This window comes from Amycolatopsis sp. NPDC047767 (genome assembly GCF_040704195.1).
GTDB lineage: Bacteria > Actinomycetota > Actinomycetes > Mycobacteriales > Pseudonocardiaceae > Amycolatopsis.
Window position 1 is genome coordinate 25,521 of the sequence record NZ_JBEYSJ010000022.1, and the last position, 22,805, is coordinate 48,325.

The 22,805-nt window shown below is 71.0% G+C and carries 27 protein-coding genes and 1 tRNA gene; 13 read left to right on the forward strand and 15 right to left on the reverse strand.

Features of this window, described 5'->3' with window-relative positions; all coding sequences use genetic code 11:
- The 3 genes from AB0878_RS32245 to nth are packed head-to-tail and all read right to left on the reverse strand — an operon-like array spanning position 1 to position 1,981.
- Positions 1 to 705, reverse strand: a complete 705-nt coding sequence (locus AB0878_RS32245) for a CoA pyrophosphatase (RefSeq protein WP_366583985.1) — start codon at positions 703 to 705, stop codon at positions 1 to 3.
- Positions 702 to 1,301: a TlpA disulfide reductase family protein gene (locus AB0878_RS32250; protein WP_366583986.1), complete on the reverse strand. Its 600-nt coding sequence runs from the start codon at positions 1,299 to 1,301 to the stop codon at positions 702 to 704. The genes AB0878_RS32245 and AB0878_RS32250 overlap by 4 nt, the downstream gene beginning before the upstream one ends.
- On the reverse strand, positions 1,298 to 1,981 hold the full coding sequence (nth, locus tag AB0878_RS32255) for an endonuclease III (protein ID WP_366583987.1): 684 nt from the start codon (positions 1,979 to 1,981) through the stop codon (positions 1,298 to 1,300). Before nth ends, AB0878_RS32250 begins: the two co-directional genes overlap by 4 nt.
- 226 nt (positions 1,982 to 2,207) lie before the next feature.
- On the opposite strand from nth, the gene AB0878_RS32260 reads away from it, so the two are divergent.
- From AB0878_RS32260 to AB0878_RS32275, 4 genes are all read left to right on the forward strand, one after another.
- On the forward strand, positions 2,208 to 2,459 hold the full coding sequence (locus tag AB0878_RS32260) for a hypothetical protein (RefSeq protein WP_204092841.1): 252 nt from the start codon (positions 2,208 to 2,210) through the stop codon (positions 2,457 to 2,459).
- 159 nt (positions 2,460 to 2,618) lie between these two features.
- Positions 2,619 to 3,293: a Crp/Fnr family transcriptional regulator gene (locus tag AB0878_RS32265; RefSeq protein WP_204092840.1), complete on the forward strand. Its 675-nt coding sequence runs from the start codon at positions 2,619 to 2,621 to the stop codon at positions 3,291 to 3,293.
- A gap of 558 nt (positions 3,294 to 3,851) precedes the next feature.
- The gene (locus tag AB0878_RS32270) at positions 3,852 to 5,114 is read left to right on the forward strand and encodes an MFS transporter (protein WP_366583988.1); all 1,263 of its coding nucleotides are present in this window, start codon (positions 3,852 to 3,854) and stop codon (positions 5,112 to 5,114) included.
- Positions 5,115 to 5,178: 64 nt separating this feature from the next.
- On the forward strand, positions 5,179 to 6,246 hold the full coding sequence (locus AB0878_RS32275; protein ID WP_366583989.1) for a DNA polymerase III subunit beta: 1,068 nt from the start codon (positions 5,179 to 5,181) through the stop codon (positions 6,244 to 6,246).
- 108 nt (positions 6,247 to 6,354) lie between these two features.
- Here AB0878_RS32275 and AB0878_RS32280 read toward each other — a convergent pair whose 3' ends face one another.
- The 8 genes from AB0878_RS32280 to AB0878_RS32315 all read right to left on the reverse strand — a co-directional run bounded on the left by AB0878_RS32280 (position 6,355) and on the right by AB0878_RS32315 (position 11,633).
- Positions 6,355 to 7,017, reverse strand: a complete 663-nt coding sequence (locus AB0878_RS32280) for an Lrp/AsnC ligand binding domain-containing protein (protein WP_366583990.1) — start codon at positions 7,015 to 7,017, stop codon at positions 6,355 to 6,357.
- Positions 7,018 to 7,234: 217 nt separating this feature from the next.
- Positions 7,235 to 7,489, reverse strand: coding sequence for a glutaredoxin domain-containing protein (locus AB0878_RS32285; protein ID WP_366583991.1), 255 nt, complete (start codon positions 7,487 to 7,489; stop codon positions 7,235 to 7,237).
- Positions 7,486 to 8,259, reverse strand: a complete 774-nt coding sequence (locus tag AB0878_RS32290; protein ID WP_366583992.1) for an MBL fold metallo-hydrolase — start codon at positions 8,257 to 8,259, stop codon at positions 7,486 to 7,488. Before AB0878_RS32290 ends, AB0878_RS32285 begins: the two co-directional genes overlap by 4 nt.
- A gap of 3 nt (positions 8,260 to 8,262) precedes the next feature.
- Entirely contained in the window at positions 8,263 to 9,087 is an 825-nt protein-coding gene (locus tag AB0878_RS32295) for an NUDIX hydrolase (protein WP_366583993.1), read from the reverse strand.
- 114 nt (positions 9,088 to 9,201) lie between these two features.
- Positions 9,202 to 10,338 (reverse strand): hypothetical protein, encoded by a 1,137-nt coding sequence (locus AB0878_RS32300; protein WP_366583994.1) that lies wholly within the window; start codon positions 10,336 to 10,338, stop codon positions 9,202 to 9,204.
- A gap of 37 nt (positions 10,339 to 10,375) precedes the next feature.
- Positions 10,376 to 11,005, reverse strand: a complete 630-nt coding sequence (locus AB0878_RS32305) for a hypothetical protein (protein WP_220244880.1) — start codon at positions 11,003 to 11,005, stop codon at positions 10,376 to 10,378.
- Positions 11,005 to 11,460, reverse strand: coding sequence for a RidA family protein (locus tag AB0878_RS32310; protein ID WP_220244881.1), 456 nt, complete (start codon positions 11,458 to 11,460; stop codon positions 11,005 to 11,007). The genes AB0878_RS32305 and AB0878_RS32310 overlap by 1 nt, the downstream gene beginning before the upstream one ends.
- A gap of 11 nt (positions 11,461 to 11,471) precedes the next feature.
- Positions 11,472 to 11,633, reverse strand: a complete 162-nt coding sequence (locus tag AB0878_RS32315; protein ID WP_006238837.1) for a DUF4177 domain-containing protein — start codon at positions 11,631 to 11,633, stop codon at positions 11,472 to 11,474.
- Positions 11,634 to 11,795: 162 nt separating this feature from the next.
- Here AB0878_RS32315 and AB0878_RS32320 point away from each other — a divergent pair, with 162 nt between their 5' ends.
- The 3 genes from AB0878_RS32320 to AB0878_RS32330 are packed head-to-tail and all read left to right on the forward strand — an operon-like array spanning position 11,796 to position 14,201.
- Complete coding sequence (locus AB0878_RS32320) at positions 11,796 to 12,044, forward strand: hypothetical protein (protein WP_366583995.1); 249 nt, start codon at positions 11,796 to 11,798, stop codon at positions 12,042 to 12,044.
- A 22-nt stretch (positions 12,045 to 12,066) separates the two neighbouring features.
- Positions 12,067 to 13,071 (forward strand): ArsA-related P-loop ATPase, encoded by a 1,005-nt coding sequence (locus AB0878_RS32325; protein ID WP_366583996.1) that lies wholly within the window; start codon positions 12,067 to 12,069, stop codon positions 13,069 to 13,071.
- Entirely contained in the window at positions 13,068 to 14,201 is a 1,134-nt protein-coding gene (locus AB0878_RS32330) for an ArsA family ATPase (protein ID WP_366584092.1), read from the forward strand. Before AB0878_RS32325 ends, AB0878_RS32330 begins: the two co-directional genes overlap by 4 nt.
- Before the next feature lie 27 nt (positions 14,202 to 14,228).
- Here AB0878_RS32330 and AB0878_RS32335 read toward each other — a convergent pair whose 3' ends face one another.
- Positions 14,229 to 14,525, reverse strand: a complete 297-nt coding sequence (locus AB0878_RS32335; RefSeq protein ID WP_364051249.1) for a WhiB family transcriptional regulator — start codon at positions 14,523 to 14,525, stop codon at positions 14,229 to 14,231.
- A 341-nt stretch (positions 14,526 to 14,866) separates the two neighbouring features.
- On the opposite strand from AB0878_RS32335, the gene AB0878_RS32340 reads away from it, so the two are divergent.
- From AB0878_RS32340 to AB0878_RS32355, 4 genes are all read left to right on the forward strand, one after another.
- Positions 14,867 to 17,011, forward strand: coding sequence for a transglycosylase domain-containing protein (locus AB0878_RS32340; RefSeq protein WP_366583997.1), 2,145 nt, complete (start codon positions 14,867 to 14,869; stop codon positions 17,009 to 17,011).
- A 169-nt stretch (positions 17,012 to 17,180) separates the two neighbouring features.
- The gene (locus AB0878_RS32345; protein WP_366583998.1) at positions 17,181 to 17,417 is read left to right on the forward strand and encodes a hypothetical protein; all 237 of its coding nucleotides are present in this window, start codon (positions 17,181 to 17,183) and stop codon (positions 17,415 to 17,417) included.
- Positions 17,418 to 17,423: 6 nt separating this feature from the next.
- Positions 17,424 to 17,600, forward strand: coding sequence for a hypothetical protein (locus tag AB0878_RS32350; protein ID WP_366583999.1), 177 nt, complete (start codon positions 17,424 to 17,426; stop codon positions 17,598 to 17,600).
- Between the two features lie 209 nt (positions 17,601 to 17,809).
- The gene (locus AB0878_RS32355) at positions 17,810 to 18,085 is read left to right on the forward strand and encodes a hypothetical protein (protein ID WP_366584000.1); all 276 of its coding nucleotides are present in this window, start codon (positions 17,810 to 17,812) and stop codon (positions 18,083 to 18,085) included.
- 27 nt (positions 18,086 to 18,112) lie between these two features.
- Here AB0878_RS32355 and AB0878_RS32360 read toward each other — a convergent pair whose 3' ends face one another.
- Complete coding sequence (locus AB0878_RS32360) at positions 18,113 to 20,233, reverse strand: protein kinase (RefSeq protein WP_366584001.1); 2,121 nt, start codon at positions 20,231 to 20,233, stop codon at positions 18,113 to 18,115.
- Positions 20,234 to 20,359: 126 nt separating this feature from the next.
- Positions 20,360 to 20,821, reverse strand: a complete 462-nt coding sequence (locus AB0878_RS32365) for a hypothetical protein (RefSeq protein WP_366584002.1) — start codon at positions 20,819 to 20,821, stop codon at positions 20,360 to 20,362.
- Between the two features lie 120 nt (positions 20,822 to 20,941).
- On the opposite strand from AB0878_RS32365, the gene AB0878_RS32370 reads away from it, so the two are divergent.
- Positions 20,942 to 21,868, forward strand: a complete 927-nt coding sequence (locus tag AB0878_RS32370; protein WP_366584093.1) for a metallophosphoesterase — start codon at positions 20,942 to 20,944, stop codon at positions 21,866 to 21,868.
- Between the two features lie 29 nt (positions 21,869 to 21,897).
- Positions 21,898 to 21,971: transfer RNA gene (locus AB0878_RS32375), tRNA-Pro, on the forward strand.
- A 130-nt stretch (positions 21,972 to 22,101) separates the two neighbouring features.
- On the opposite strand, the gene AB0878_RS32380 is transcribed toward AB0878_RS32375, so the two are convergent.
- On the reverse strand, positions 22,102 to 22,788 hold the full coding sequence (locus tag AB0878_RS32380; protein ID WP_366584003.1) for a methyltransferase domain-containing protein: 687 nt from the start codon (positions 22,786 to 22,788) through the stop codon (positions 22,102 to 22,104).
- Between the last annotated feature and the right edge of the window lie 17 nt (positions 22,789 to 22,805).

Here is a 22,805-nt window from a genome sequence, read left to right on the forward strand (position 1 = left end):
TCACTCCTCGTTCGCCTCTCCCCGCGCCGCGTTCCGGGCCCGGTGTTCGGCCAACGCTACGTCAAGGTCGCGCACGTCGCCGGTGTCCCACTCGCGCTCCCAGCCACCGAGTGAAAGCAGCGCCGACAGCAGCCCCGCGGTGAAGCCCCACACGAACAGACCCTCGACGTCGAACGCCGGGCCCGTCCACGAGCGGCCGCGCATCCGCACGCGGAAGCGGTTGGCCGGATCGGCGAGGTCCGCGAGCGCGACGCGCGCGACGGCGGCCGTCTCGCCGGGATCCACGGCGTGCACGGGCGAGGGCGTGTGCCAGTACGCGAGCACGGGCGTCACGGCGAAGCGCGACACCGGCACGGGCAGCTCCGGCAGGATCGCGACGGGCAGGATCCCCGACGGGTCCACGCCCGTCTCCTCCTCGGCCTCGCGCAGGGCCGTGCCGACGGGCCCGCCGTCGCCGTCCTCCGCGCCGCCGCCCGGGAACGCGACCTGGCCCGCGTGGGAGCCGAGCGTGTCGGCGCGGCGCTGCAGCAGCACGTCGGGACCGTCGGCGCGTTCGCCGAAGAGGATCAGCACGGCGGCCGAGCGTGTGAGCGAGTCGTCGACGGTGAAGCGGCTGAACGCGCGGCTGTCGACCTCCCCGGACACCTTCACCAGCGGCCGCAGCCACTCCGGCACGGCTTCGGGCTCGACGAGGGGACCGGTCATGAGAAGTCCTTCACGGCTGCGCGCACCTGGTCGGTGCTGTCGAACAAGCGGGGATTGGAGATGAAGCGCACCTGACCGTCGGGGGTCACGAGGTAGGACGCGGGCAAGTTCGAGGGCACCTTGAGGGCGGTGCGGATCGGTCCGGTCGAGCCGCCGCCGTCGTAGACCGAGGGCAGGTGCACGCCGAGGGTCCGCAGCAGGCCGAGCCCGTCGGCCGCGGGGCTGGCCACCTGCACCCCGACCACGCGCACGGCGCCGGGTTCGGTGGCGTACTTCTGCAGCACCGGCAGCTCGGTGCGGCACGGTGTGCACCACGACGCCCACACGTTCACCAGCGTCGGGCCGCCGGCGAGGACCTTGCCGACGTCGACGCGCGAGCCGTCGCCGAGGCAGTCGGCCTGGATGCCGGACAGCTGCGCGACCTCCGTAGCGGCCGGTGGCGGGCACGCGTTCAACGCGGCCTGCGCGCGGGCGGCGGTGAGATCACCCGTCGCGGCGGGCGCGTCCTTCGAGCCGCCGCGCGTGGTGAGCACGGCGACCAGCACCGCGACCACCAGGACCGCGACGCCGAGTGCCCACTTGGTGACCGTTGTCACCCTCGCGCCGCCAGCTCGAGGATGTGCTCACGCTCCTCGCCCTTGACGAGCTTCGCGGCGACCTCGAACTCCGTGGGTCCCAGTCCGTAGGACGGGCAGTCCTTCTTCAGCGGGCACGCGCCGCACGCCGGCTTGCGCGCGTGGCACACGCGGCGGCCGTGGAAGATCACGCGGTGCGAGAGCATCGTCCACTCCTTGCGGGGGATCAGCTCCCCCACCGCGTGCTCGACCTTCACCGGGTCTTCCTCGGCGGTCCAGCCCCAGCGGCGCACGAGGCGGCCGAAGTGGGTGTCCACAGTGATTCCCGGCACGCCGAACGCGTTGCCGAGCACGACGTTGGCCGTTTTGCGCCCCACACCGGGGAGTGTGACGAGGTCGTCGAGCTTCTTGGGCACCTCGCCGTCGAAGCGCTCCACGAGCGCCGCGCCGAGGCCCATCACCGAGTTGGCCTTGGCCCTGAAAAACCCGGTGGGCCTCAGGAACTCCTCGAGTTCGGTGCGATCGGCGCCCGCGTAGGCGGCCGCCGTGGGATAGCGCTTGAACAACGCGGGCGTGACCAGGTTCACCCGCACGTCGGTGGTCTGGGCGGAAAGCACCACCGCGACCAGGAGTTCCAGCGGATTCGTGAAGTCCAGCTCGGCTTTCGCGTCGGGATACACCTCGTCGAGGCAACGCTTCATACGCCGGGCGCGTCTCACCAAGGCGAGCCGGCTTTCACCGGCGCCCTCGCGGGGGGCGTTCGTGACGGCAGGTGGCACCCCGATAGCCTACGGGCGCGTCGGACGAGCCGGGCGGGAGCACCCGCCGGTGGACGGCCGACACGCCAGAGCACCACCTCGGCGCACCGTGTGCCGCGAGGAGCGAGGATCTGGAGTCGATGCTTACTTTCCGTAGTGGATGTGCGTCATGACCGCGTGGTTCGTGATTCTGGTCCCACTGGTGATCATGTTCTTCGCTCTCTTCATGGAGCGGGTGGAAAGCCGCCTCAAGCACGTCGCGGTCCAGGAGAACGAGGTCGAGGAGTTCCTGGAGCAGGCCCAACCCAACGAGGTCAGGGCCCTGTACGGCCACGGAATCGGCCGCGCTCTGGAGCTGTTCCGGCTGCGCAGGCTGGGCGGACGGGCAGCCAGGCTACGCGCGCGACGCGTGCGGAGTTAGGCTCCCTGTTCGTGCGAGATCGTCTCCGGCTGCCGCGCCCCGCGCGGCGAGCCGACGGGCGATCTCGCCGACACGCCCTAGACTGACGCGAAAGTGATCGGCGACACGGCCTTCGACCTGCGAAGGAAGTGATCGTTTCTCGACGAGGAGGCACCCGAGGTGGACGAAACCCTGGCCCGTGCGGGCATTTTCCAGGGTGTTGAGCCGGCAGCCGCTGAGGCTCTGGCCCAGACCTTGGAATCCGTGGAGTTCCCCCGCGGCCATGTCATCTTCAGCGAGGGTGAGCCGGGCGACAAGCTGTACATCATCCAGTCCGGCAAGGTGAAGATCGGCCGCAAGTCGCCCGACGGCCGCGAGAACCTGCTGGGCATCTTCGGCCCGTCGGACATGTTCGGCGAGCTGTCCATCTTCGACCCGGGCCCGCGCACGTCGAGTGCGACGACGGTCACCGAGGTCCGCGCCGTCACGATGGACCGCCCGGCCCTGCGCCAGTGGATCTCGACGCGCCCGGAGATCGCGGAGCAGCTGCTGCGCGTCGTGGCCCGCAGGCTGCGCCGGACGAACAACATGGTCGCCGAGCTGATCTTCACCGACGTGCCCGGCCGAGTGGCCCGCGCGCTCCTGCAGCTCGCGCAGCGCTTCGGCAGCCAGGAGGCCGGCCTCCTGCGCGTGACCCACGACCTCACGCAGGAGGAGATCGCTCAGTACGTCGGCGCCTCCCGCGAGACCGTCAACAAGGCCCTCGCCGACTTCGCCCACCGCGGCTGGCTGCGGCTGGAAGGCAAGAGCGTCCTGATCCTGGACCCCGAACGCCTGGCCCGCCGCGCGCGGTAACTGCTTTGGACTGAAGGCCACCCCTCGCCACACGGCGTCGGGTGGCCTTCGTCGTTTTTGGGGCTTTTGGGACTGGAGCGGGGATTCAGCCTTTGTGGGCGTCCCCCACACGAGCGGCATCCAGCCGACCATGCCGTGTCGCGGCGCGTTTTTCCTCCACCGCAGGGAAACTAAGTGGACCACCCGGCGGGAGCGGAGCCGCCACAAACGACAAAGAGCCGGGCGCCACCCCCGACGTGGCGCACCGGCTCCTTGCCTCGCGCGGACCATCCCCCGACGACCCGCGCTCCCCGCCCTCCGGTTCAGGCCCCGACCCGTATGCCGGAGGGAGTTGGGATGTGCTGTTTCTCAACCATCATGGCCACTACCCACGAATTCAAGGCCATTCACTCTCAAGGACGCCGCTTCGGCCGTTTCGTTGCACGAGTTCACCGAGAATCCATAGAGCGTTACGGGATCGAGACCTCTGCGGCGTAACCGACGCCGTTCGATGGAGGTGACGCACCTGACCGCAAAACAACTGGTACTTCCGTACCACTCTCAGGCATACTGGTACGCGTGTCCCACTCTGCTCGCTCCGAAGGCCGCACCACACTCGCCGACTACCGTGCCGCGCTGAGGGCCCCTGGCTCTCGCCGCCCGGTCGTCGCGTCGGTGCTCGCCCGCTTGCCGATCGCGATGATCGGCATCTCGGCGCTGCTCTACGTGCAGCGCGAGACCGGTTCGTTCGCCGCAGCCGGGCTGGTTTCCGCCAGCTCGCTCGCCGGCGTGTCCGTGGGCGCGGTGGTGCAGGGGCGCCTCATCGACCGCTACGGGCCCACGCGGCCGCTGCTGGCCACGGTGGGACTGTTCGCGCTGTCGATGGTCGCGCTGGCCCTGGCGATCGAGGCGCACGCGCCGACGGTCCTCCTGGTCGCGCTGGCCGCCGCCACGGGTCTGTCGGAGCCGATGATCGGGTCGGCCTCACGTGCGTTGTGGACGAAGCTGCTTCCGGAAGGCCCGGCGCGCAACGCGGCCTTCTCGTACGAAGCGATCAGCATGGAGGTGTTCTTCATCCTCGGCCCGGGCATCGCGGGTCTGCTGATCACGGCGCCGTGGGCCGGCACGGGCATGGTCGCGGGCGCCGCGGCGATGGTCACCGGCGCGACGGTGTTCGCGCTGAGCCCCGCCGTGCGCGCCTGGGGCCCTGCTCCGCGCGCGAAGTCGAAGCTGCTGGGTGCGCTGGCGAGCCCGGGCATGCGGACGCTCGCCGTGGCCGCGTTGGGCTTCGGTGTGGTGATCGGGTTCGTCGAGGTGGCCGTGCCGGCCGCCGCGACGGAGTCCGGGCACGCGGCGTTGAGCGGGCTGCTGCTTTCGGCGTGGTCGCTGACGTCGGTGGCGTTCGGCGTGGCCTACAGCCTGCACCCGTGGCCGCGCCGGCTGGGCCTGCGCCTGCCCGCGTTGCTGGGCGGGTTCGGCGCACTGGTGGCGCTGCTGGCGCTGCCTTCGTCGCTGTGGGCGCTGGCGCTGCTGATGCTGCTGGCGGGCGCTCTGATCACCCCGCAGTCGACCACGCACTCGACGGCGATCGAGACCGTCGCGCCGCGCGGTACGGCCGCGGAGGCCTTCGGCTGGGTCCTCACTGCCGTGACGCTGGGGCTGGCCGCGGGCCAGTCGGTGAGCGGTTACCTGGTCGAGCACTCGAGCCCGAGCGCGTCGTTCCTGGCCGCCGGCGGGGCCGGGGTGGCGCTGGCGATCGTGGTGTGGCTGATGCGCGGCACCGTGCGCGCGCCGGCGTCGGAGCCGACCGGCTCGGGTGAGCTCGTGGGCGCGAGAAACTGACGTCTCCGCAGTTCAGCAGGGCCGTGGCCGTTTTCTGTCGGTGGTCCGCGCTAGCTTCGCGGGCATGGATCTGACGTCACCGGCACGGCCGCTGTCCACAGCCGTGAACGCCGCCGCGCGCCTGCTGCCGAGGCAGGCCGCGCTGCGGCTGCGCGCCGACGCGGACGGGCTCGAGGTCGCTGGCAGCGACCGTGACCTGTCCGTGCGGTTGGCGTGCCCGGCGACGTCGCACACCGACGGGGAGGTGCTCGTGCCGGCGGAGCCGCTGGCCGAGACGCTGAAGATGCTGGACGTCGACCAGGTGCGCCTGGTCGTCGAAGGCAGCCGGCTGGCGGTGCGCGTGGAAGGGGCGCGCTTCGCCTTGCCGCTGCTGGACCGGGGTGCGCGCGTGGAGCCCGCGCAACCGCCGCGGTTGTCCGAAGTGGACGGGGAGCTGCTGGCGGCCGCGGTCCGCACGGTCGCAGGCACGGCGGCGAAGGACGATCCGCTGCCGGTCTTCACGGGCGTGCGCGTGCAGAGCTCCGGTGACACGCTCGTGCTCACCGCCTCGGACCGCTACCGCATGGCCGTGGCGCGCGTGCCGTTGCGAGCGGCGTGGGGGCCGCTCGACGTGCTCGTGCCCGCGCGCCTGCTGACCGAGGCCACGCGCCACGCCACGGGCACCCTCACCCTCCACGCCGACTCCGGCCACTTCGGCCTGGCCTGGGCCGGTGGCACCGTCACCACCGCCGTCCTCGACGCGGGGTTCCTGTCGGCCGACGCGATTCCGAGCGGCGACGTCGACACGGAGGTCGAGCTGCCCGCCGACGCCCTCGCCGCGGCCATCCGTCGCGTCGGCGTCTACGCCGAAGACCGCCGCGTCCTGACCCTCGAAGTGGGCGACGCGCACGTCCGCCTCGCCAGCACCCGCGCCGACACGGGCGAAGCCGAGGAAACCCTGAAGGCAAACGTTTGCGGCGGCCGCACCTCGCCGTCGTTCCAGGCGCGCTACCTGCTCGACGCCCTCGCGCCCTTCGCCGACTCCACCGTGCGGCTGTCGATCCAGCCGGGGCTGCGCGCGTGTGTCCTGACGGCGGCGGAGCCCCAGGAGGTGAGCCTCACGTACTACCTGATGCCGATGCTGCCCCGCTGAGATTGACGGGACGCGGCCGTTGTGCGGCCGGGCGCACGAATGCGTGTCAGCCGTCCCCGAGGGCGCCGTCGACCCTGCTGCGCAGGTACTCCGCAGCGACGGGCGGGATCAGGGCGCGACCCAGCTGCCCGAGCGTTTGATGGTCCGGATCATCGGCGCCGTCTCGACCTGGTGGATGCCGGGGAGAGCGCCGAGGCGGGTGGCGAGGAAGTCGTAGAGGGCGTCGTCGTCGCGACAGCCGACGCTGAGGGCCAGGTTGGTCGGGCCGGTGGTGGCCGCGACGAGCGCGACTTCCGGATAGGTCGCGACCTCGCGGGCGACCGCGTCGAGGCGGGACGGAGTGACGCCGAGCCACAACAAGGCCGACAGCGACGCACCGAGCAGGGCGGCATCCACCTCGACGTCGAAGTAGAGCGCGCCCGAGGAGCGCAGGTGCTCGAGGCGGCGCCGGACGGTCGTTTCGGAGCGTCCCGACGCAGCGGCGAGCGTGGCCAGCGAGGCGCGGCCGTCGTGGGCCAGGGCGGTGAAGAGGGCGTCGTCACCGGGCTCCAGGCGCGGCGCCGCGCCGCTGTGCTCCCAGACGGGGGTCAGCGCGGCGACCTGAGCGGCGTCCAACGCACTCGCCCGCCCCGGCCAGCCCGCCGGACCACCGGCGAAGCGGCGCAGCAACCGGTGCGCCGTCACGGACACCACGCGCGGCGTACGCGGCAGCTGTCCCAGCAGCTTCGACTGGGGCGCTCCCGGCAACCCGTACGGCGCCTGCCACTGCATCGACGTCCCGTTCCTCTTCGGCACGCACGACGCCGCCCCAGGTGCCGCCTGCCTCGCCGGCGCGCCCGAAGGCCTGCCCGAGATCGCCGACCTGCGCCAGATCTGGGCGCAGTTCCTCGACGGCGAACGCCCGACGATCGACACCCCGCTGCTCACCGCGTTCTGACGACGAAAAAGGGCCGCTCACCAGCCCGGTGAGCGGCCCTTCCCCAAATCGTCAGGCCGCCGAAGCCGCCTTCACCGCCGCCTCGACCTCGGCGAACGACGGGTTCACCATCGCGGTCGACCCGACGATCACCGTCGGCACGGTCTCGTTGCCGTCGGCCACCTCGCGCACGCGCTCGGCCGCGCCCGGCTCCTCCCAGATGTTGATCTCCTTGACGTTCAGGCCGCTCGCCATCAGCGGCCGCCGCAGCGCCGCGCAGAAGCCGCAGCCCGGCCGCCAGTAGAACTCGACCTCGACGTCACTCATCGCCCGTCCTCCGAAGCACGTAGGTAGTCCAGCTGCGCCCGCACGCTCTGTTCGGCAGGCGCCCACAGCGCCCGGTCGACGTCCGCGTAGACCACCTCGACCACCTGTCGCGGCGACGCGTCGGCCCCGAGCACCTTCAAAGCGGAACGCACCTGGTCCAGCCGCTGTTCCCGGTGGGCCAGGTATTCGCGCGCGGTCGCGGGCAGATCGGCCAGCTCCGGGCCGTGGCCGGGCAGGCCGGGGGTACCTTCGGGCAGCTCGATGAGCTTGCGCAGCGACCGCAGGTAGTCGCCGAGGTCCTTGAGCACGGTCGTGCCGCGCCCGAGGATCGTGTCGCCGGTCAGGATCTGCCCCGCGACGTGCAGGGACACGGAATCGTCAGTGTGCCCGGGCGTGTGCAGCACGCGGAACTCGAGCCCACCCGCGGTCAACACCTCACCGTCGGCCAAGGCCGGCGCGCCGACGCACAGCGAAGCGTCGAACGCGCGGATCGGCGCGCCCACGCGCTCGGCGAACCACGGCGCGCCCTCGGCGTGGTCGGCGTGGTGGTGGGTCAGCACCACGAGCTCCACGGCGCCGACGGCCGCGAGCTTCTCCAGGTGCTCCAGGTCCTGGTAGCCGGGGTCGACGACCACGCCGGCCAGCGCGTCGGGACCACGCAGGACCCAGCTGTTCGTGCCCTCGAGCGTCATCGTCGACGGGTTGTTCTCCAGCAGCACCTGCACGGTCTCGGAGACGCGGCGAAGCACGCCGTACGCGGGAGCAGTCACCGGTCAGACCTCCGTCGGGTCGAGGACGACGCGGAAGCGGTCGCCTTCCTTGATGAGCGTCGGCATGGTCCGCACGATCTCGCGCGGCGCGGCCAGCAGCGCGTCGGCCGTGGCGAACTCGTCGATCTCGACGAGCGTGAGCCACGTCGGGGGCATCAGCATGCGGCGGCCTTCGCGCGCGTCGCCGACCGCGGCCGACGGGCGCTGCCAGCCCGTGGCGAGAGCCTCGGACGTTGCGCCGTCCGCGCGCTGGCCCTCGGGCAGCTTCGCGGAGAAGAAGCGGGTGTCGTAGCGGCGCGGCTCCTGCGGTGGCGTGACCCAGTGGGCGAACGGCCGCAGCAGGTCCGCGCGCAACGTGAGCCCGGCGTCGGCCAGGAACGCGGCGAGCGAGATTTCCCGGCTCTCCAAGGCTTTCCGGGCTTCTGCATATGGCGCGACGTCGGCGACCACCGCGTCTTCCGTGCCCGCCAGCAGCACGCCGGACTCCTCGAACGTCTCGCGCACCGCGGCGCACACGAGCGCGCGGGCGAGGCTCTCGTCGCACGTGAACTGCCCGGCCCACCAGCTCGGCGGTGGTCCGGCCCACGCGACGGACGCGTCGGCGTCGCGCGGATCCACCCCGCCGCCGGGGAAGACGGTCATGCCGCCGGCGAAGGGCATGCCCTTCACGCGGTGCTGCAGGAAGACTTCGAGACCGTCCGCGCCGTCGCGGGTGAGGATCACCGTGGCGGCGTCTTTGGGCTTCGCGGGCGGGCCGTCGGCGTTCGCCCTCGTACTGACTCCGGCCCCCACGGGGATGTCGAAAAGGAACTCACGCGGCCGATCCACCGAGGCAACATACCTCGCACCCGTGACCTCACGCCCACAAGTTGTGACATGTCACGGACGCACCGCAGCCCCGGACCCACACAGGCCCGGGGCTGCGATCACAACGTCAGAACCTCAGGACGACGACCAGCGGTCGCCACCCGAACGGGACGCACCGTTGAGCCGCAGCCGGGCCGCCTCAGCGCGTTCGCGCTCGGCCAGCTCCTCGTGCAGCTCCCGCAGCAGCGCGCGGTCGCGCTCCGACAGGCTCGGGTCGTCCAGGTCCAGCGCGGGCAGCTCCACGACCTCGTGCATGCTCGGCTTGCCCGCGGCGATTTCGCGGCCCTTCTCCGGGTCCTCCGCGAGCGCCTGGCGCAGCTGGGCGACCTCGGCCGGCGTCAGGTCGGCGGTGCGCTCGGCGCGCGTCTCCGACCGCGACTTGCGCGAGTTGTCCGCCTGCGGAGTGGGCGCGTTCTGCACGATCGGCACCACGGGGGCGACGGCTTCGGGCGCCTGCCGGATGCTGTGCCGGCTCGGGGCCTCCATCACGACCGGCTCCACGACGGGCGCCGGCACCGGCGTGGGTGCCGGAGCCGGCGGCGTGACGACCGGCTCGGGCCGGTAGTCCGACGTCGTCGTGTGCGTGGCCCCGGTGACCCACACCGGCGTGGCGACGGACGCGGCCGACTGGTGGTACGCGGACCGCGCGACACCTGGGCCGCTGACCTCGACGACGGAGCGGATGCCGGCGCGGCGCAGGGCCGTGTCGACGCGGAACGCGACCGCGGGCGGGTTGCCCTCCGGGCCCAGCTCCACCAGCACCACGCGCTGCGGCAGCGCACCCGGCACGGAACCCGCCGGGGTGTTGCGCCACACCGCGTGCACCGAGCGGACGTCCGGCAGCACCTGCAGGGTGCGGTCGAGCGCCTCGGCCAGCCCGAACTCCGGCTGGTTGTCGCCGGTGAAGCGGTGGCTGTGGACCTGCTCGGCCTCGTCGACCAGCAGGTCGTTGGCGAGTGTCGCGTCCGACCGGCTCATCTCGAGCACCAGCGCCAGCTCGCGCTGCTCGGCCGAGCTGACGGAGATGCGGCCCGCGATGAGCGTGCCGGTCGTCAGTTCGACCGCTTCGTCGATGTGCGCGCGGGCGATCAGCTCACGCGCTTCGGTGAGCGCGCTGTCGTCGATGCGGCCCGCCAGGGCCAGCAACAAGTTGTGCAGGCGCAGGGGCACCGAGAACCCGTCCATGGGCGGGCCTTCGTGAACCTCCACCATTGCTCTGCTCCTCCCAGCTCGCCTGGCGGCTCGAGCGTTAAGCGGCGACGAGTCGATTACCGGAACCCGCGGCGCCGACGCAGACCAGCTCGGAATTGGCGAGCGCGGCCCGGTGGTACCCGGGAAGGTCGAAGCGCGGTGGGATGACCTCGACGCTCGGTTCCTCGTCCCCCAGCACCCGCAGCACGCGCTGCAGTTCGCCGGTGAGCCTCGGCAGCCCGGACGTCGCCGTCACCAGCAGGACTCGCTTGGCCCCACCCTCACCGACCACACCGAGGTGTCGCCAGCTTTGCCGCACTTCCCCCACATCCGCGCGTCCCCGCAACGTTGCGTGGAGCAAGACGGACACAGAGTCGACTGAGTTCACCCATTCGGGCGCACTCGGTGTGAATGTGTACCTGGTCTCGGTGACGTCGTCTACCCCCAGGGTGGAACTGACCTGGTGCCAGTCGGCGCCGTGCGGGATGAGACCCGCGACGAGCAGGCGGTACTCGGTTTGGTCCAGATCGATCCTGTGCTTAAGCAAAGACCTGGGCAGCGTGCGCGCGAGCGTGCCCATCGCGCCCTCGCCCAGCCAGTCGCGGAACCGCCACAGGAGCTGGTCGGGCGTGCGGCCTGCGAGCCGGATCAGCAGCTCGTGCAGGGACTGTTCGATGTCGGGGTCCATCACTTCACCTCCACGATCAGTTCGACCTCCACGGGCGCACCGATCGGCAGCTCCGCGACGCCGACGGCCGAGCGGGCGTGCTTGCCCGCGTCGCCGAAGATCTCGCCGAGCAGCTCGGACGCGCCGTTGATCACCGCGGGCTGGCCGGTGAAGCCCTCCGCGGACGCGACGAAGCCGACCACCTTGACGATCCGCGTCACCGAGTCGATGCCCACGAGCGCGTGCACGGCGGCCAGCGCGTTGAGCACGGAGGTGCGGGCGTGGCCCTTGGCCTCTTCGGGACTGACCTCCGCGCCGACCTTGCCGGTCGCGGCGAGCGTGCCGTCGACGAAGGGCAGCTGGCCGGAGGTGTAGACGTGCGAGCCGCTCTGCACGGCCGGCACGTAGGCGGCCAGCGGCGCGGCGACGCCGGGCAGTTCGATGCCGAGCTCGGCGAGCCGGGAAGTCCAGGTCACGACGGGTCCCCTCAGTTCTTCGGGCGCTTGAGGTACGCGACGTGCTGCTCGCCGCTCGGGTTCGGGAGCACGGTGACCAGCTCCCAGCCGTCCTCGCCCCACTGGTCGAGGATCTGCTTCGTCGCGTGGATCAGCAGGGGGACGGTCGCGTACTCCCATTTGGTGGCGCTCATGACCGGGGAGCGTAGCCAAGCGGGCAAGGGCGGTCATGGCCACCGCCGTCCAACGGCCGGGCCGCTCAGGGGAACACAGGTGCACCCGTCCAGGTGAACGACTCACCGACCGTCTGCGAATGTGGTCCACTTCACACCTTCGGCACTCGCTAGCGTGGGGGTGTGGAGACGTGGCGGATCGTCGCGACCGCCTTGCTCGCCGCGGCCGGGCTGCCGCTCGTGCTCGTGGTGATGGCCAAGGTGCGCGACCACGTGAACAGCTCGGCCCGGGTCGCGATCGGCGGCGCGATCACGTTCACGGCGCTGGTCGTGGTGGCCGTGCTCACGCTCACGGTCCTGCCCGGCGTCCTCACCTGGATCCTCGTCGCCGCGGTCGCGGCTGCGGTCGGCGTCATGGTGCTCGCCAGCTGAGCGCCGGTTTAGTGTTGACGGCGTGACCACACCCCCCGCCGGCTGGCCCGACGAGCTCACCCGGGCCCGGCTGCATTTCGTCACCGGCAAGGGCGGCACCGGCAAGACCACCCTCGCCGCGGCGCTGGGCCTGGCCCTCGCGCGCGAGGGCCGCCGGGTGCTGCTGATCGAGGTCGAGGGCCGCCAGGGCATCGCCCAGCTCTTCGACACCGAGCCGCTGCCGTACGCGGAGCAGCGCATCGCGTCCGTCCCCGGCGGGGGCGAGCTGCGCGCGCTGCACATCGACGTCGAGGCCGCGCTGCTCGAGTACTTCGAGATGTTCTACAACCTGGGCTTCGCCGGCCGGACGCTGCGGCGGATGGGCGCGATCGAGTTCGCGACCACGCTCGCGCCGGGCCTGCGCGACGTCCTGCTCACCGGGAAGATCAAGGAGTGCGTGGGCCGCACGGAGTCCGACGGCCGCCACACCTACGACGCCGTGGTGGTCGACTCGCCGCCCACCGGCCGCGTGGTCAAGTTCCTCGACGTCACCAAGGCCCTGACCGACCTCGCCAAGACCGGCCCGATCCGCGGCCAGGCCGACGGCGTCGTGCGGCTGCTGCACTCGGGCGAGACCGCCATCCACCTCACCACGCTGCTGGAAGAGATGCCGGTGCGCGAGACCGTGGAGGCCGTGGCGGAGCTCGACGGCGCCGACCTGCGCCCGGGCGCCGTGCTGGTCAACCGCGTGCGCCCGCCACGCCTGCCCGCGCGTTCCGTCACGGCGGCGGCCGACGGTCGCGTCGACGCCGGCCGCGTGCGCTCCGGCCTCGCGTCGGCCGGGCTGAAGCTGCCGGACGACACGCTCGAGGCATTGGTGGAGGAGACCGTGGAGCACGCCGTGCGCGTGGCCGCGGAGCAGCGGGCGCGCGAGCAGCTCGCCGAGGCCGATCTGCCGACGCTGGAGCTGCCGGAGGTCACCGACGGCGTGGACGTCGCGTCGCTCTACGACCTCGCGGAAGCGTTGCTGGACCAGGGGGTGCGCTGATGACCGCCATTGACGTCGACGCCCTGCTCGACGACCCGGAGAGCCGCGTGATCGTGTGCTGCGGCTCCGGCGGCGTCGGCAAGACGACCACCGCGGCGGCGCTCGCGTTGCGCGCGGCCGAGCGCGGCCGGCAGACGGTGGTGCTGACCATCGACCCGGCGCGGCGGCTGGCGCAGGCGCTGGGGCTGCGTGAGCTGGGCAACCACCCGCGTCAGGTGCAGGTGGCGGGGTTCGAGCCCAAGGGCGAGCTGTGGGCGATGATGCTCGACATGCGCCGCACGTTCGACGACATGGTGCGCGTGCACGCCGGCCCCGAGCGCGCCGAGCAGCTGCTGCAGAACCCCTTCTACCAGACCATTTCCACGTCGTTCTCCGGCACGCAGGAGTACATGGCGATGGAGAAGCTGGGCCAGCTCGCCGCCACGGACGAGTGGGACCTGATCGTGGTCGACACGCCGCCGAGCCGCTCGGCACTCGACTTCCTGGACGCGCCGACGCGCTTGTCCAGCGCGCTCGACGGCCGCATGATCCGGCTGCTGACCGGCCCCGCGAAGGCGGGCGGCTGGGGGCTGCGCAAGGTGGTCAGCGCGGGGTTCTCGATGTTCGCCAAGGCCGTGTCGACGATCATCGGCGGGCAGCTGCTGGCCGACGCGTCGGCGTTCATGCAGGCCTTCGACAGCATGTTCGGTGGGTTCCGCGAGCGCGCTCGCAAGACGGCGGAGCTGCTGCGCTCCAGCGGCACGTCGTTCCTCGTGATCGCCGCGCCGGAGCCCGACGCGCTGCGCGAGGCTTCGTACTTCGTGGAGCGGCTCGCCGGTGAGTCGATGCCGCTCGGCGGGCTCGTCGCGAACCGGACGCACCCGGTGCTCGCGTCGCTTTCGGCGTCGGAGGCCATCGCGGCCGCGGAGTCGCTGCAGAAGGGCGGCACGAACGCACCGCTGGCCGAGGCCGTGCTGCGGCTGCACGCCGACCGCGTGGCGCTGGCCGAGCGCGAGAACCGGCTGCTGGCGCGGTTCACGAAAGCACATCCGGAAGTGCCGCTGGTGCGAGTTCCGGCGTTGGCCGGTGACGTGCACGACCTCGAAGGTCTGCGCGACATCGGGACCAAGCTCGCGAGTGGCCAGGCCTGATCTCGGGCCCGGCCACTCACGAAGGCGTCAGCTGACTTGCGCGCCTTCCAGCGCGTCGCGCTTGGCCGCCTCGAGCAGCTCGGTCCAGCTGGTGACGTCGGAACGACGGCGCAGCAATGCGCGGCGCTCGCGTTCGGTCATGCCACCCCAGACACCGAAGTTGATCCGGCCGTCGAGCGCCTCCGCGAGGCATTCCGTGCGAACCGGGCACCCCATGCACACGGCTTTCGCCCGGTTCTGCTCGGCGCCGCGCACGAAGAGCCCGTCGGGATCCGCATCCCGGCACGACGCACTCATGCGCCAGCTCGACTGGTTGGTCTCCATACCCCCAGCTCCCTACCCTGGTGTTCGACACCAGCGAAGGTGAAGCTCCCGCTCCCACCCCCGCGAGCGTGTCTCCCTCTGCTCTCACGTCGGTGACGGCACCTCCCCGGTGCCGCTGCCGCCGTTCGGTCCAGAGGAGCTCCCACTCGCACTGGGCCGTCGGTCGGCAAATCTTTCGTGAGACGTTGACGGACTGTAGGGGCCCTCGGTTCCCCCCGCCAAGACCTAGCATGCATTCCGTTACCGGAAGTCACCTCATGGGGTCCGTTTTGTCACTGCTGTCGGCCCCTGACGGGTGTGAGGTAACGGGAGCACAACAGGCCTTCAGTACCCTGGCCTTCGTGCGCAAAACGGACGGTCTCTTCAAGCTCATCGGCCTCTGTCTGCTCGCGGGGGTGCTCGTCGCCGGAATCCTGTTCCCCGTGGTGGGGGCCGCCGGCGTGGCGTCCAACCAGGCGAGCGAGACGGTGGAGAAGACCTCGTCCGATCTCGCCGACATCCCGCCGCCCCTGGTGACGACGATCACCGACTCGGGCGGCAAGCCCATCGCGACGCTGTACGACCAGTACCGCATCCCGGTGGCGGCCGACCAGATCAACGAGGCCATGCAGTGGGCACTGGTGTCGGTGGAGGACAAGCGCTTCTACGAGCACCACGGCGTCGACTGGCAGGGCACGCTGCGCGCGGCCGTGTCCAACAGCACCGGCGGTGACACGCAGGGTGCTTCGACGCTCACGCAGCAGTACGTGAAGAACTACTTGATCAACGTCGTCTATCGGGGCGACAAGGTCGGCCAGGAGAAGGCGCAGGAGCAGACTCTCGCGCGCAAGCTCAAGGAAGCGCGCATTGCCATCCAGCTCGAGACGAAGCTGTCGAAGCAGCAGATCCTGGCCGGGTACCTCAACATCGTCGAGTTCTCCCGCCAGATCTTCGGCATCGGCGCCGCCGCGCACGCGTACTTCAACACCACGCCCGAGAACCTGACGGTGCCCCAGGCGGCGCTGCTCGCGGGCCTGGTGAACAACCCGATCAACAACGACCCGTGGAAGCACCCGGACAAGGCCACCACGCGCCGCAACCTCGTGCTCGACCGCATGGTGGACAACCGAAAGCTGGCGAAGGCCGACGCCGAACGCTTCAAGGCCTCGCCGCTCGGCGTGGTCCCCGACGCCCCCGCCAAGCCCGCCTCCAACTGCACCGGCGCCGGCCCGGAGAACGGCTTCTTCTGCCAGTACGTCGAGGACTACCTGCTGAAGGCCGGCTTCTCGAAGGACGACCTGTACACGGGCGGCTACACGATCAAGACCACCCTGGACGAAAAGGCCAACCACGAGGCGAAGGTCTCGGCGGAGACACAGGTCAAGAAGACGCAGAAGAACGTGGCGAACACGCTTTCGTTGGTGCGTCCGGGAAAGACACGCCACGAAGTGGTGGCACTGGCGGCGAACCGTGATTACGGCATCGACGCGGATCAGGGCCAGACCACTTTCGCGCTGCCGTCCGGTGTGTACAACACGGGCGGGGCGGGGTCGAGCTACAAGATCTTCACGACAGCGGCTGTGCTGGACCGCGGGATTGCGGGGATCTACAGCAATATCCCGGTGGGTGACGGCTATACGTCGCACGTCTTCACCGGCAGCCAGCCGCAGTGCGCGCCCACGGGCGCACCGAACACGCACTGGTATTGCGTCGGTAACGCCGGCCACTACGGCGCTTCGAACACCCTGCAGGGCGCGTTGGCGACCTCGCCGAACACCGCCTTCGTGGCCCTCGAGGACAAACTCGGCAGCACCGCGCCGGGCATCGACATGGCGGTCCGCCTCGGCATGAAGAACACCATGGCGAGCAACACCGGCGGCGGTACCGTCGATCCGAACGACCCCAGCAAGGCCGAATCCCAGGCGAAGGCCTACGGCCCCAAGGGCAACTACCCCGGCGTCGGCGCGTTCACCCTGGGCTTCAGCCCGACCAGCGGCCTCGAAATGGCGAACGTCGCAGCCACGCTGCTGAGCGGCGGCGTCTGGTGCCCGCCCACCCCGCTGTCCGGCATCACCGACCGCAACGGGAAAACGGTGCCTTACAAGGAAGAGGCTTGTGCGCAGGCCGTCCCCGAGGGCCTCGCGAACACCATGGTCGTCGGCATGAGCAAGGACGACCAGCCGGGCGGCACCTCGGCCGCGGCGGCCGCGGCCGTGGGCTGGAACCGCCCCATCCTCGGCAAGACGGGCACCACCCAGAACAACGGCTCCGCGACCTTCGTCGCCGGCACCCCGCAAATGGCCGGCGCCGCCATGGTCTTCCGCCCCGAAGGCGGCACCGGAGGCCTGTGCTTCCGCTCCGTCGGCACCGTCACCACCTGCGGCACCGGCAACATGTTCGGCGGCAAGACCCCCGCCCAGACCTGGTTCGGCGCGATGAAGAACATCATGGCCGACCAGCCGATCGCGCAGCTGCCACCAGAGGATCCGAAGTACACAGGTCGCTGAGCGTTGACGTCGGCCGGGAGCTTTGGTCTCCCGGCCGACGCTTTTTTGTGCGCGCGCTGACGCAGTTCTTGCCCCGAATGGCCGCTGCCCCGCCCGGCAATTCCGGCACTAAGATCGTCACGTGGGTGGAGCGGCAGCAGTTTGGCCTCTATTGCTGGGAATACTCGTCGTGTCCATCGGCACAGCATGCCTGCCTCTGCGGCCTCCTCTCCTGCGCGCGGCCGGCATGGCCGCCCACGTCGCCGCGTCGTGGGTACTGATCACCACACTCGAAAGCCCCTGGCAAATGTGGTTCGTGCTCCTGATGTGGGGCATGCTCATCGCGCTGAGCCGCCTGATCGTCGACATCGTTCGCTGGGCCAAGAACCTTCGCCTCGGCCGGAACGCCAAGACAAATCACGCCTGAGGCGAAATGAAATCAGCGATCATCCTGGCCGTTGTGGCGGTGATTCTCGCCTGCACGGTCATCTTGTCCGCGTCGCTGCAAGTGATGGCGTGCGCGTGGCGCCGCTTCGGCTCGAGGGGCGCGCCGGCCCGCCGGAGGCCGGTGGGGGCCGTGTGCGCGGAAGTCGTCACGCTCGACGGCTGAGGTGGTGTCCGCGTCATCACGTAGACGAATCGTCCGCTTCCCCCGGAGAATGAAGGTCTCCGGGGGAAGGGGCCGCCGTGGAGTTGGTTCTGGGGCTGGTCGTGTTCTTGGTCGCGCCGTCGATGGTCGTCGCAGGCCGGCGGTTTCACGCGGCGCGGTGGCGGGTCCCTCCGTCGCTCGCAACTCGGAGCGGCTGATCGGAGAGTGAAATGCCTATCGTGTTCGCTTTTCTGCTCCTCTTGTTCGGCACGACGTTGTTCCTTTCGGTGCTTCCTTGTTGCCGGCCCGTCGACGTCTGGGTGCTGATCGCGATCCCACTCGGTTCGGCCGGCCTGGTGGCTTTTTTCCTCCTGTCCGACTGGGCGACCCGCGACTGGCCGCCGCTGCTCTGGCTCGTCACGTTCGGGCCGGGCTCGCTGATCGCCGTCGTGCGCCTTTTCCTGATCGCGCTCGGGCGTTCTCCCGGGAATGTGCGGCCGAAATGAAGTCCGTGCTCAACGGCTGACGCGGCGTCAGAACTTCGGCAGGTCTTGCAGGATGACCTCGTTCCACCAGAGGTACATCTGGTCGCGCTCCTGGGGCGTCGACACGCCGTCGAAAACGAGGACGCCGAGGGTGTGGGTGCGAGCGTCCGTGTAGACGAACGTGTCGTCGTAGCAGGTGATGAAATCGCCGGCGTGGGGGACGCCAGCGCCGGACCGGTTGTAGGAGCCCCAGATTCCGGGATGTTTCACGGGGTCGCAGCCGCCGTGGTCGTCGTCGCGGATGAGGTCGCGGGCTTGGACCATGCCTTCGAAGAAGGCCGCCATCGTGGCTTCGTCGGGGAACTGGTTGAAGTGCGCCTGAGTCGGCTGGTGGAGCGTGACGTTTCCGGACCGGAAATCGCCGGCGAGCGACTTCGTGCAGTACGCCGCGCCGGTGGCGCCCTGCACCGGCTGAGCCGACGTGCAACCGCTGCCCTGGTAGGTGGCCGGCACCGGCACATTCCCGCTGGGGGCGCTCGCGGACTTCGGCGCGCCACTCGACGACGGCGGAGGACTGGATGGGCTATTCGGGGTGGTGGTCTCGTTGTCCGTGCTGGACGGGCTCGAAGCGCTCGGCGTCGACGGCGGGGTCGACGTGCCGCCGCCTGCCTCGGCTTGGCCCTGGGCGCGGATGATCAGCACCGTCGCGACGACCGCGATCACCACGACGACCGCCACCACCGCCGTGATCACCGCCCCTTTGCGCGACTTACCCGGCGGCACCGGAGCCGGCCGCGTCTGCGGCGGCGGAGTGCCCTGCCACGACGGCGCCCCGGAAGCCAGCGGGATCGGCGTGTTCAACGACGTCGCCGGGCCGCCGCCGGACGTCGCGGGACCGTTCGGGTAGACGTGCCCACCGGTGAACACCCCCGATGGTGGTCCGGCCCACGTGCCCGGCCCGGCCGGAAACCCGGGCGGCGGAGTGCTCGGCGGCCCGGCCAGTGTGCCCGGCAGGACCACACCCGGCGGCGGCGTGTTGGGCGCCACGCCAGCCAATCCAGCCGCCGACCCTGAATCCTGCCCAGAGGCCGAGCCGGAACCCGATCCAGGCCCGCCTGGACCGCCAGCTGATTCGGACCCCGCCGCCGAGCCTGACCCAACACCCGCCCAGGGCATCCCATCCGCGGCAGCCACGCCAAAGCCCGGCTCGGCCGGGCCTGCGGCGAAGCCAGGACCCGATTCCGCGCCGTCCGGTCCTGAGCCGGGCACCCCAGCGGACCCATGCCCCGCCCCGCCGAGCTCCCCCCGCTGCCACACCGGTGCACTCGTCTCGGCACTCGTCGCCGTGGGACCCGGCGTGCCGGCCAGGGCCGCGTTCACCGCCGCCGCGAAGGCGCCCGCCGTCGGGTAGCGGGCGGCCGGGTCCTTGGCCATGCCCCGGGACACCACGTCGTCGAGGGTGCGCGGCAGGTCCCGTCGCGCGGCGGACAAAGCCGGCGGCGGAGCGGTCAGGTGAGCGCCCATCTGGGCCACGGCACCGTCCACGGGAAACGGCCGATGCCCCGTCAGGCACTCGTAGAACACGCAAGCCAGCGCGTACACGTCGACAGATCCGTCAAGCGGCTTGTCGCCGAATCGCTCCGGCGCCATGTAGTCCAGGGTGCCGATCACGTTGCCCGTGCCCGTGATCGACGTCACGGCGCCCGACATCGAGCGCGCGATGCCGAAGTCGACCAAGTACACGAAATCACCGTCGGTGACGAGGATGTTCGAGGGCTTCACGTCGCGGTGGACGAGGCCGTCGGCGTGGGCGGCGTCGAGCGCGCTGGCGACCTGCGTGATCAGGCCGGCCGCGCGGGTGGCGGTCAACGGTCCCACGGCGATCAGGTCCTTGAGGTCCTGCCCCTCGACCAGGCGCATGTCGAGGTAGAGCCGGCCGTCGACCTCGCCGTACGCGTGGATCGGGATGACGTGCGGCTCGCGCAGCCGCGCCACCACCTGCGACTCGCGGCGGAAGCGCGCGCGGAACGCCTCGTCGGCCACGTACGCCTCGGAAAGCCGCTTCAGCGCGACAACGCGGTCGTGCGCGGTGTCGTAGGCGCGGTGCACCTCGCCCATCCCGCCGCGGCCCAGCAACGCCTCGATCCGGTACGGCCCGAACTGTTCCATCGTTCTCCCCAAGCCCCCCGGCTTGTCACCCGTACTCGGGCCGACGCAGATGCTAACCAGCCCGTTCCCCCGAACCGGCCGACGTCACCCAACTGTTGAGCACACAATCGGATACCAAACGCACGCTCAGTGATCAGCGCTGTCCGGAAAGACGTGGTGCACATCGGACCCGCGCTCGAACAGCCGCCACTGCTCAACCGGCCCCGAGCACGCCGGGAACACCTCCAGCACCGCGGACCCGGTGACCACCAGCGTCACAGCACCCGCACGGCCGAGCTCGGCCGACTCCACCCGATACTCGCCGGCCGCGAGGCGCGCGGTCAGCCACCGTGCCTTGCGGTCATACATCGTGCGGCGCTCGGCGTACGCGGCCTCGTCGGCGCGCGCGGCCGGGTACGCCAGGTCTTCGCTGCCGATCACCACGTTGTCCCCGCCGATGAAACGGAACGGGCACTGCGCGTGCAGCCGTGTCTCGACTTCTCCGAGCGCGAACCCGACCTCGATCATGGTCACGGTGCGCCCGACGTCCGTGACGCGGGCCCCGACGAGCCGCGCCAGGCCCACGCGCAACTCCGCTTCGGTCGACATCGGACTCAACCTAGCCGCGTCCGGGAGCCTCACGCTGCCCGCAAGCCCAGGAACACGCCGACCACGTATCCTCGCCTTGTGAGCACGCTCAGTAACACCAGCACCGCCAAGAAGCTCGCCATGGGGACCCTCGCGCTCGGGACCGCGACACTCGGTTACGCCGTGGGCGTCGAACGGCGGCGGTTCACCCTCCGCACGGCCGAGCTGCCCGTGCTGGCCCCCGGCTCGAAGCCGTTCACGATCCTGCACGTCTCCGACCTGCACATGCTTCCCGGGCACCGCGCGAAGCAACGGTGGGTGGCCGCGCTCGACCGGCTCGAACCCGACCTCGTCGTGAACACCGGCGACAACCTCTCGCATCGCACGGCCGTGCCGTCGGTGCTGCGCGCGCTCGGCCCGCTGCTCGACCGGCCGGGCGTGTTCGTCTTCGGCAGCAACGACTACTACGCGCCCAAGCCGAAGAACCCCGCCCGCTACCTCATGCCGAAGGGCAAGAAGAAGCGCATCCACGGCACGAAGCTCCCGTGGCGCGACCTGCGCGCGGCCTTCCTCGAGCACGGCTGGACCGACCTCACCCACTCGCGCCACACGCTCGACGTCGCGGGCCAGGCCGTGTTCGCCGCCGGCCTCGACGACCCGCACCTGCACCGCGACCGTTACCGCGAGATCGCCGGGCCGGCCGACGCGGGCGCCGTCGTGCGCCTCGGCGTCACGCACTCGCCCGAGCCGCGCGTGCTCGACCCGTTCGCCACGGACGGTTACGACCTCGTCCTCGCCGGCCACACTCACGGCGGCCAGCTCCGCGTGCCCGGCTACGGCGCCCTCGTGACCAACTGCGAGCTCGACCGCACCCGCGCCCGCGGCGCCTCCCGCTGGGGCGCCCACATGTGGCTGCACGTCTCGGCCGGCTTGGGCACGTCGCCGTACGCGCCCGCGCGCTTCGCCTGCCCGCCGGAGGCCAGCCTGTTGACGCTGGTTCCGCGCGGATCTGGGGCCGCCGAAAGCCGTAAGGCAACCCCGAGGAAACCCGCCAAGACCGTCGGCTAAACTTCTCCACGACCCGTTAAGCAGTACCTCGGGGTGTGGCGCAGCTTGGTAGCGTGCCTCGTTCGGGTCGAGGAGGTCGTGGGTTCGAATCCCGCCACCCCGACAAGATAGTCCGGAGGCCCTATGTCCGCAGAAATCGCGGACATAGGGCCTCTCTTGTGTGTCCTCTGGGGGTCGAACCCCCAGACCCCCGCCAGGGCGGCTTCGCCCCCTGGACCCCCGAAGGCGGTGGGTCACCGGGTGGCGGTGAGTTCCGTCCAGCACTGGAGGAAGTCGCCGGGGCCGGCGGTGCGCGTCCAGGAGTAGGCCGAGCGCGCGGCCGACGTCAGCTGGTCGCGGTCCGGGTGGTCCAGATCCGCGAGCGCCGTGGCCAGTGCCTGCTCGACGAACGTCGCCAGATCCCGGTAGGCCAGGTCGGAGCGGTGCCGGGTCCGCGCGACGACCTCGGTGAAACCACTGTCGGACACTTGGTCGGCAATGGTCCGGCCCGCGAACGGGTTGGCGCCGGAACGCCGCAGCAGCAGGTAGTAGCCGCGCAGGGCCGCGTCGACGTTGGCCGATTTCGGACGCAGCCGCGCGCGGCCCCAGTCCGAAGTGGACAGCGCCAGCCGGCCACCCGGCCGGAGCACGCGGTGCAGCTCGGCGAGCACGCCCGCGGGGTCAGGCAGGCGTTCCAGCAGGGCGTGGGAGAAGGCGACGTCGGCCGACGACGTGGGGAACGGCAGGTCGAGCGGGTCGGTCACGATGTAGTCCACTGTGGACTGGCCACTGCCGAAACCCAGCGTGATCGTGCCGCGCCCGCAGCCCAGGTCGACCACCCGCATGCCCGGCGTGAAGAGCGTCTGGGCGAAGGCCGCCCGCTCCACCGCCGTGCGCGCCGCTCGCCTCGACGCCGCGTCCCGCGTGTATCCCTCCAGCACCCGGCACACAGTACGGC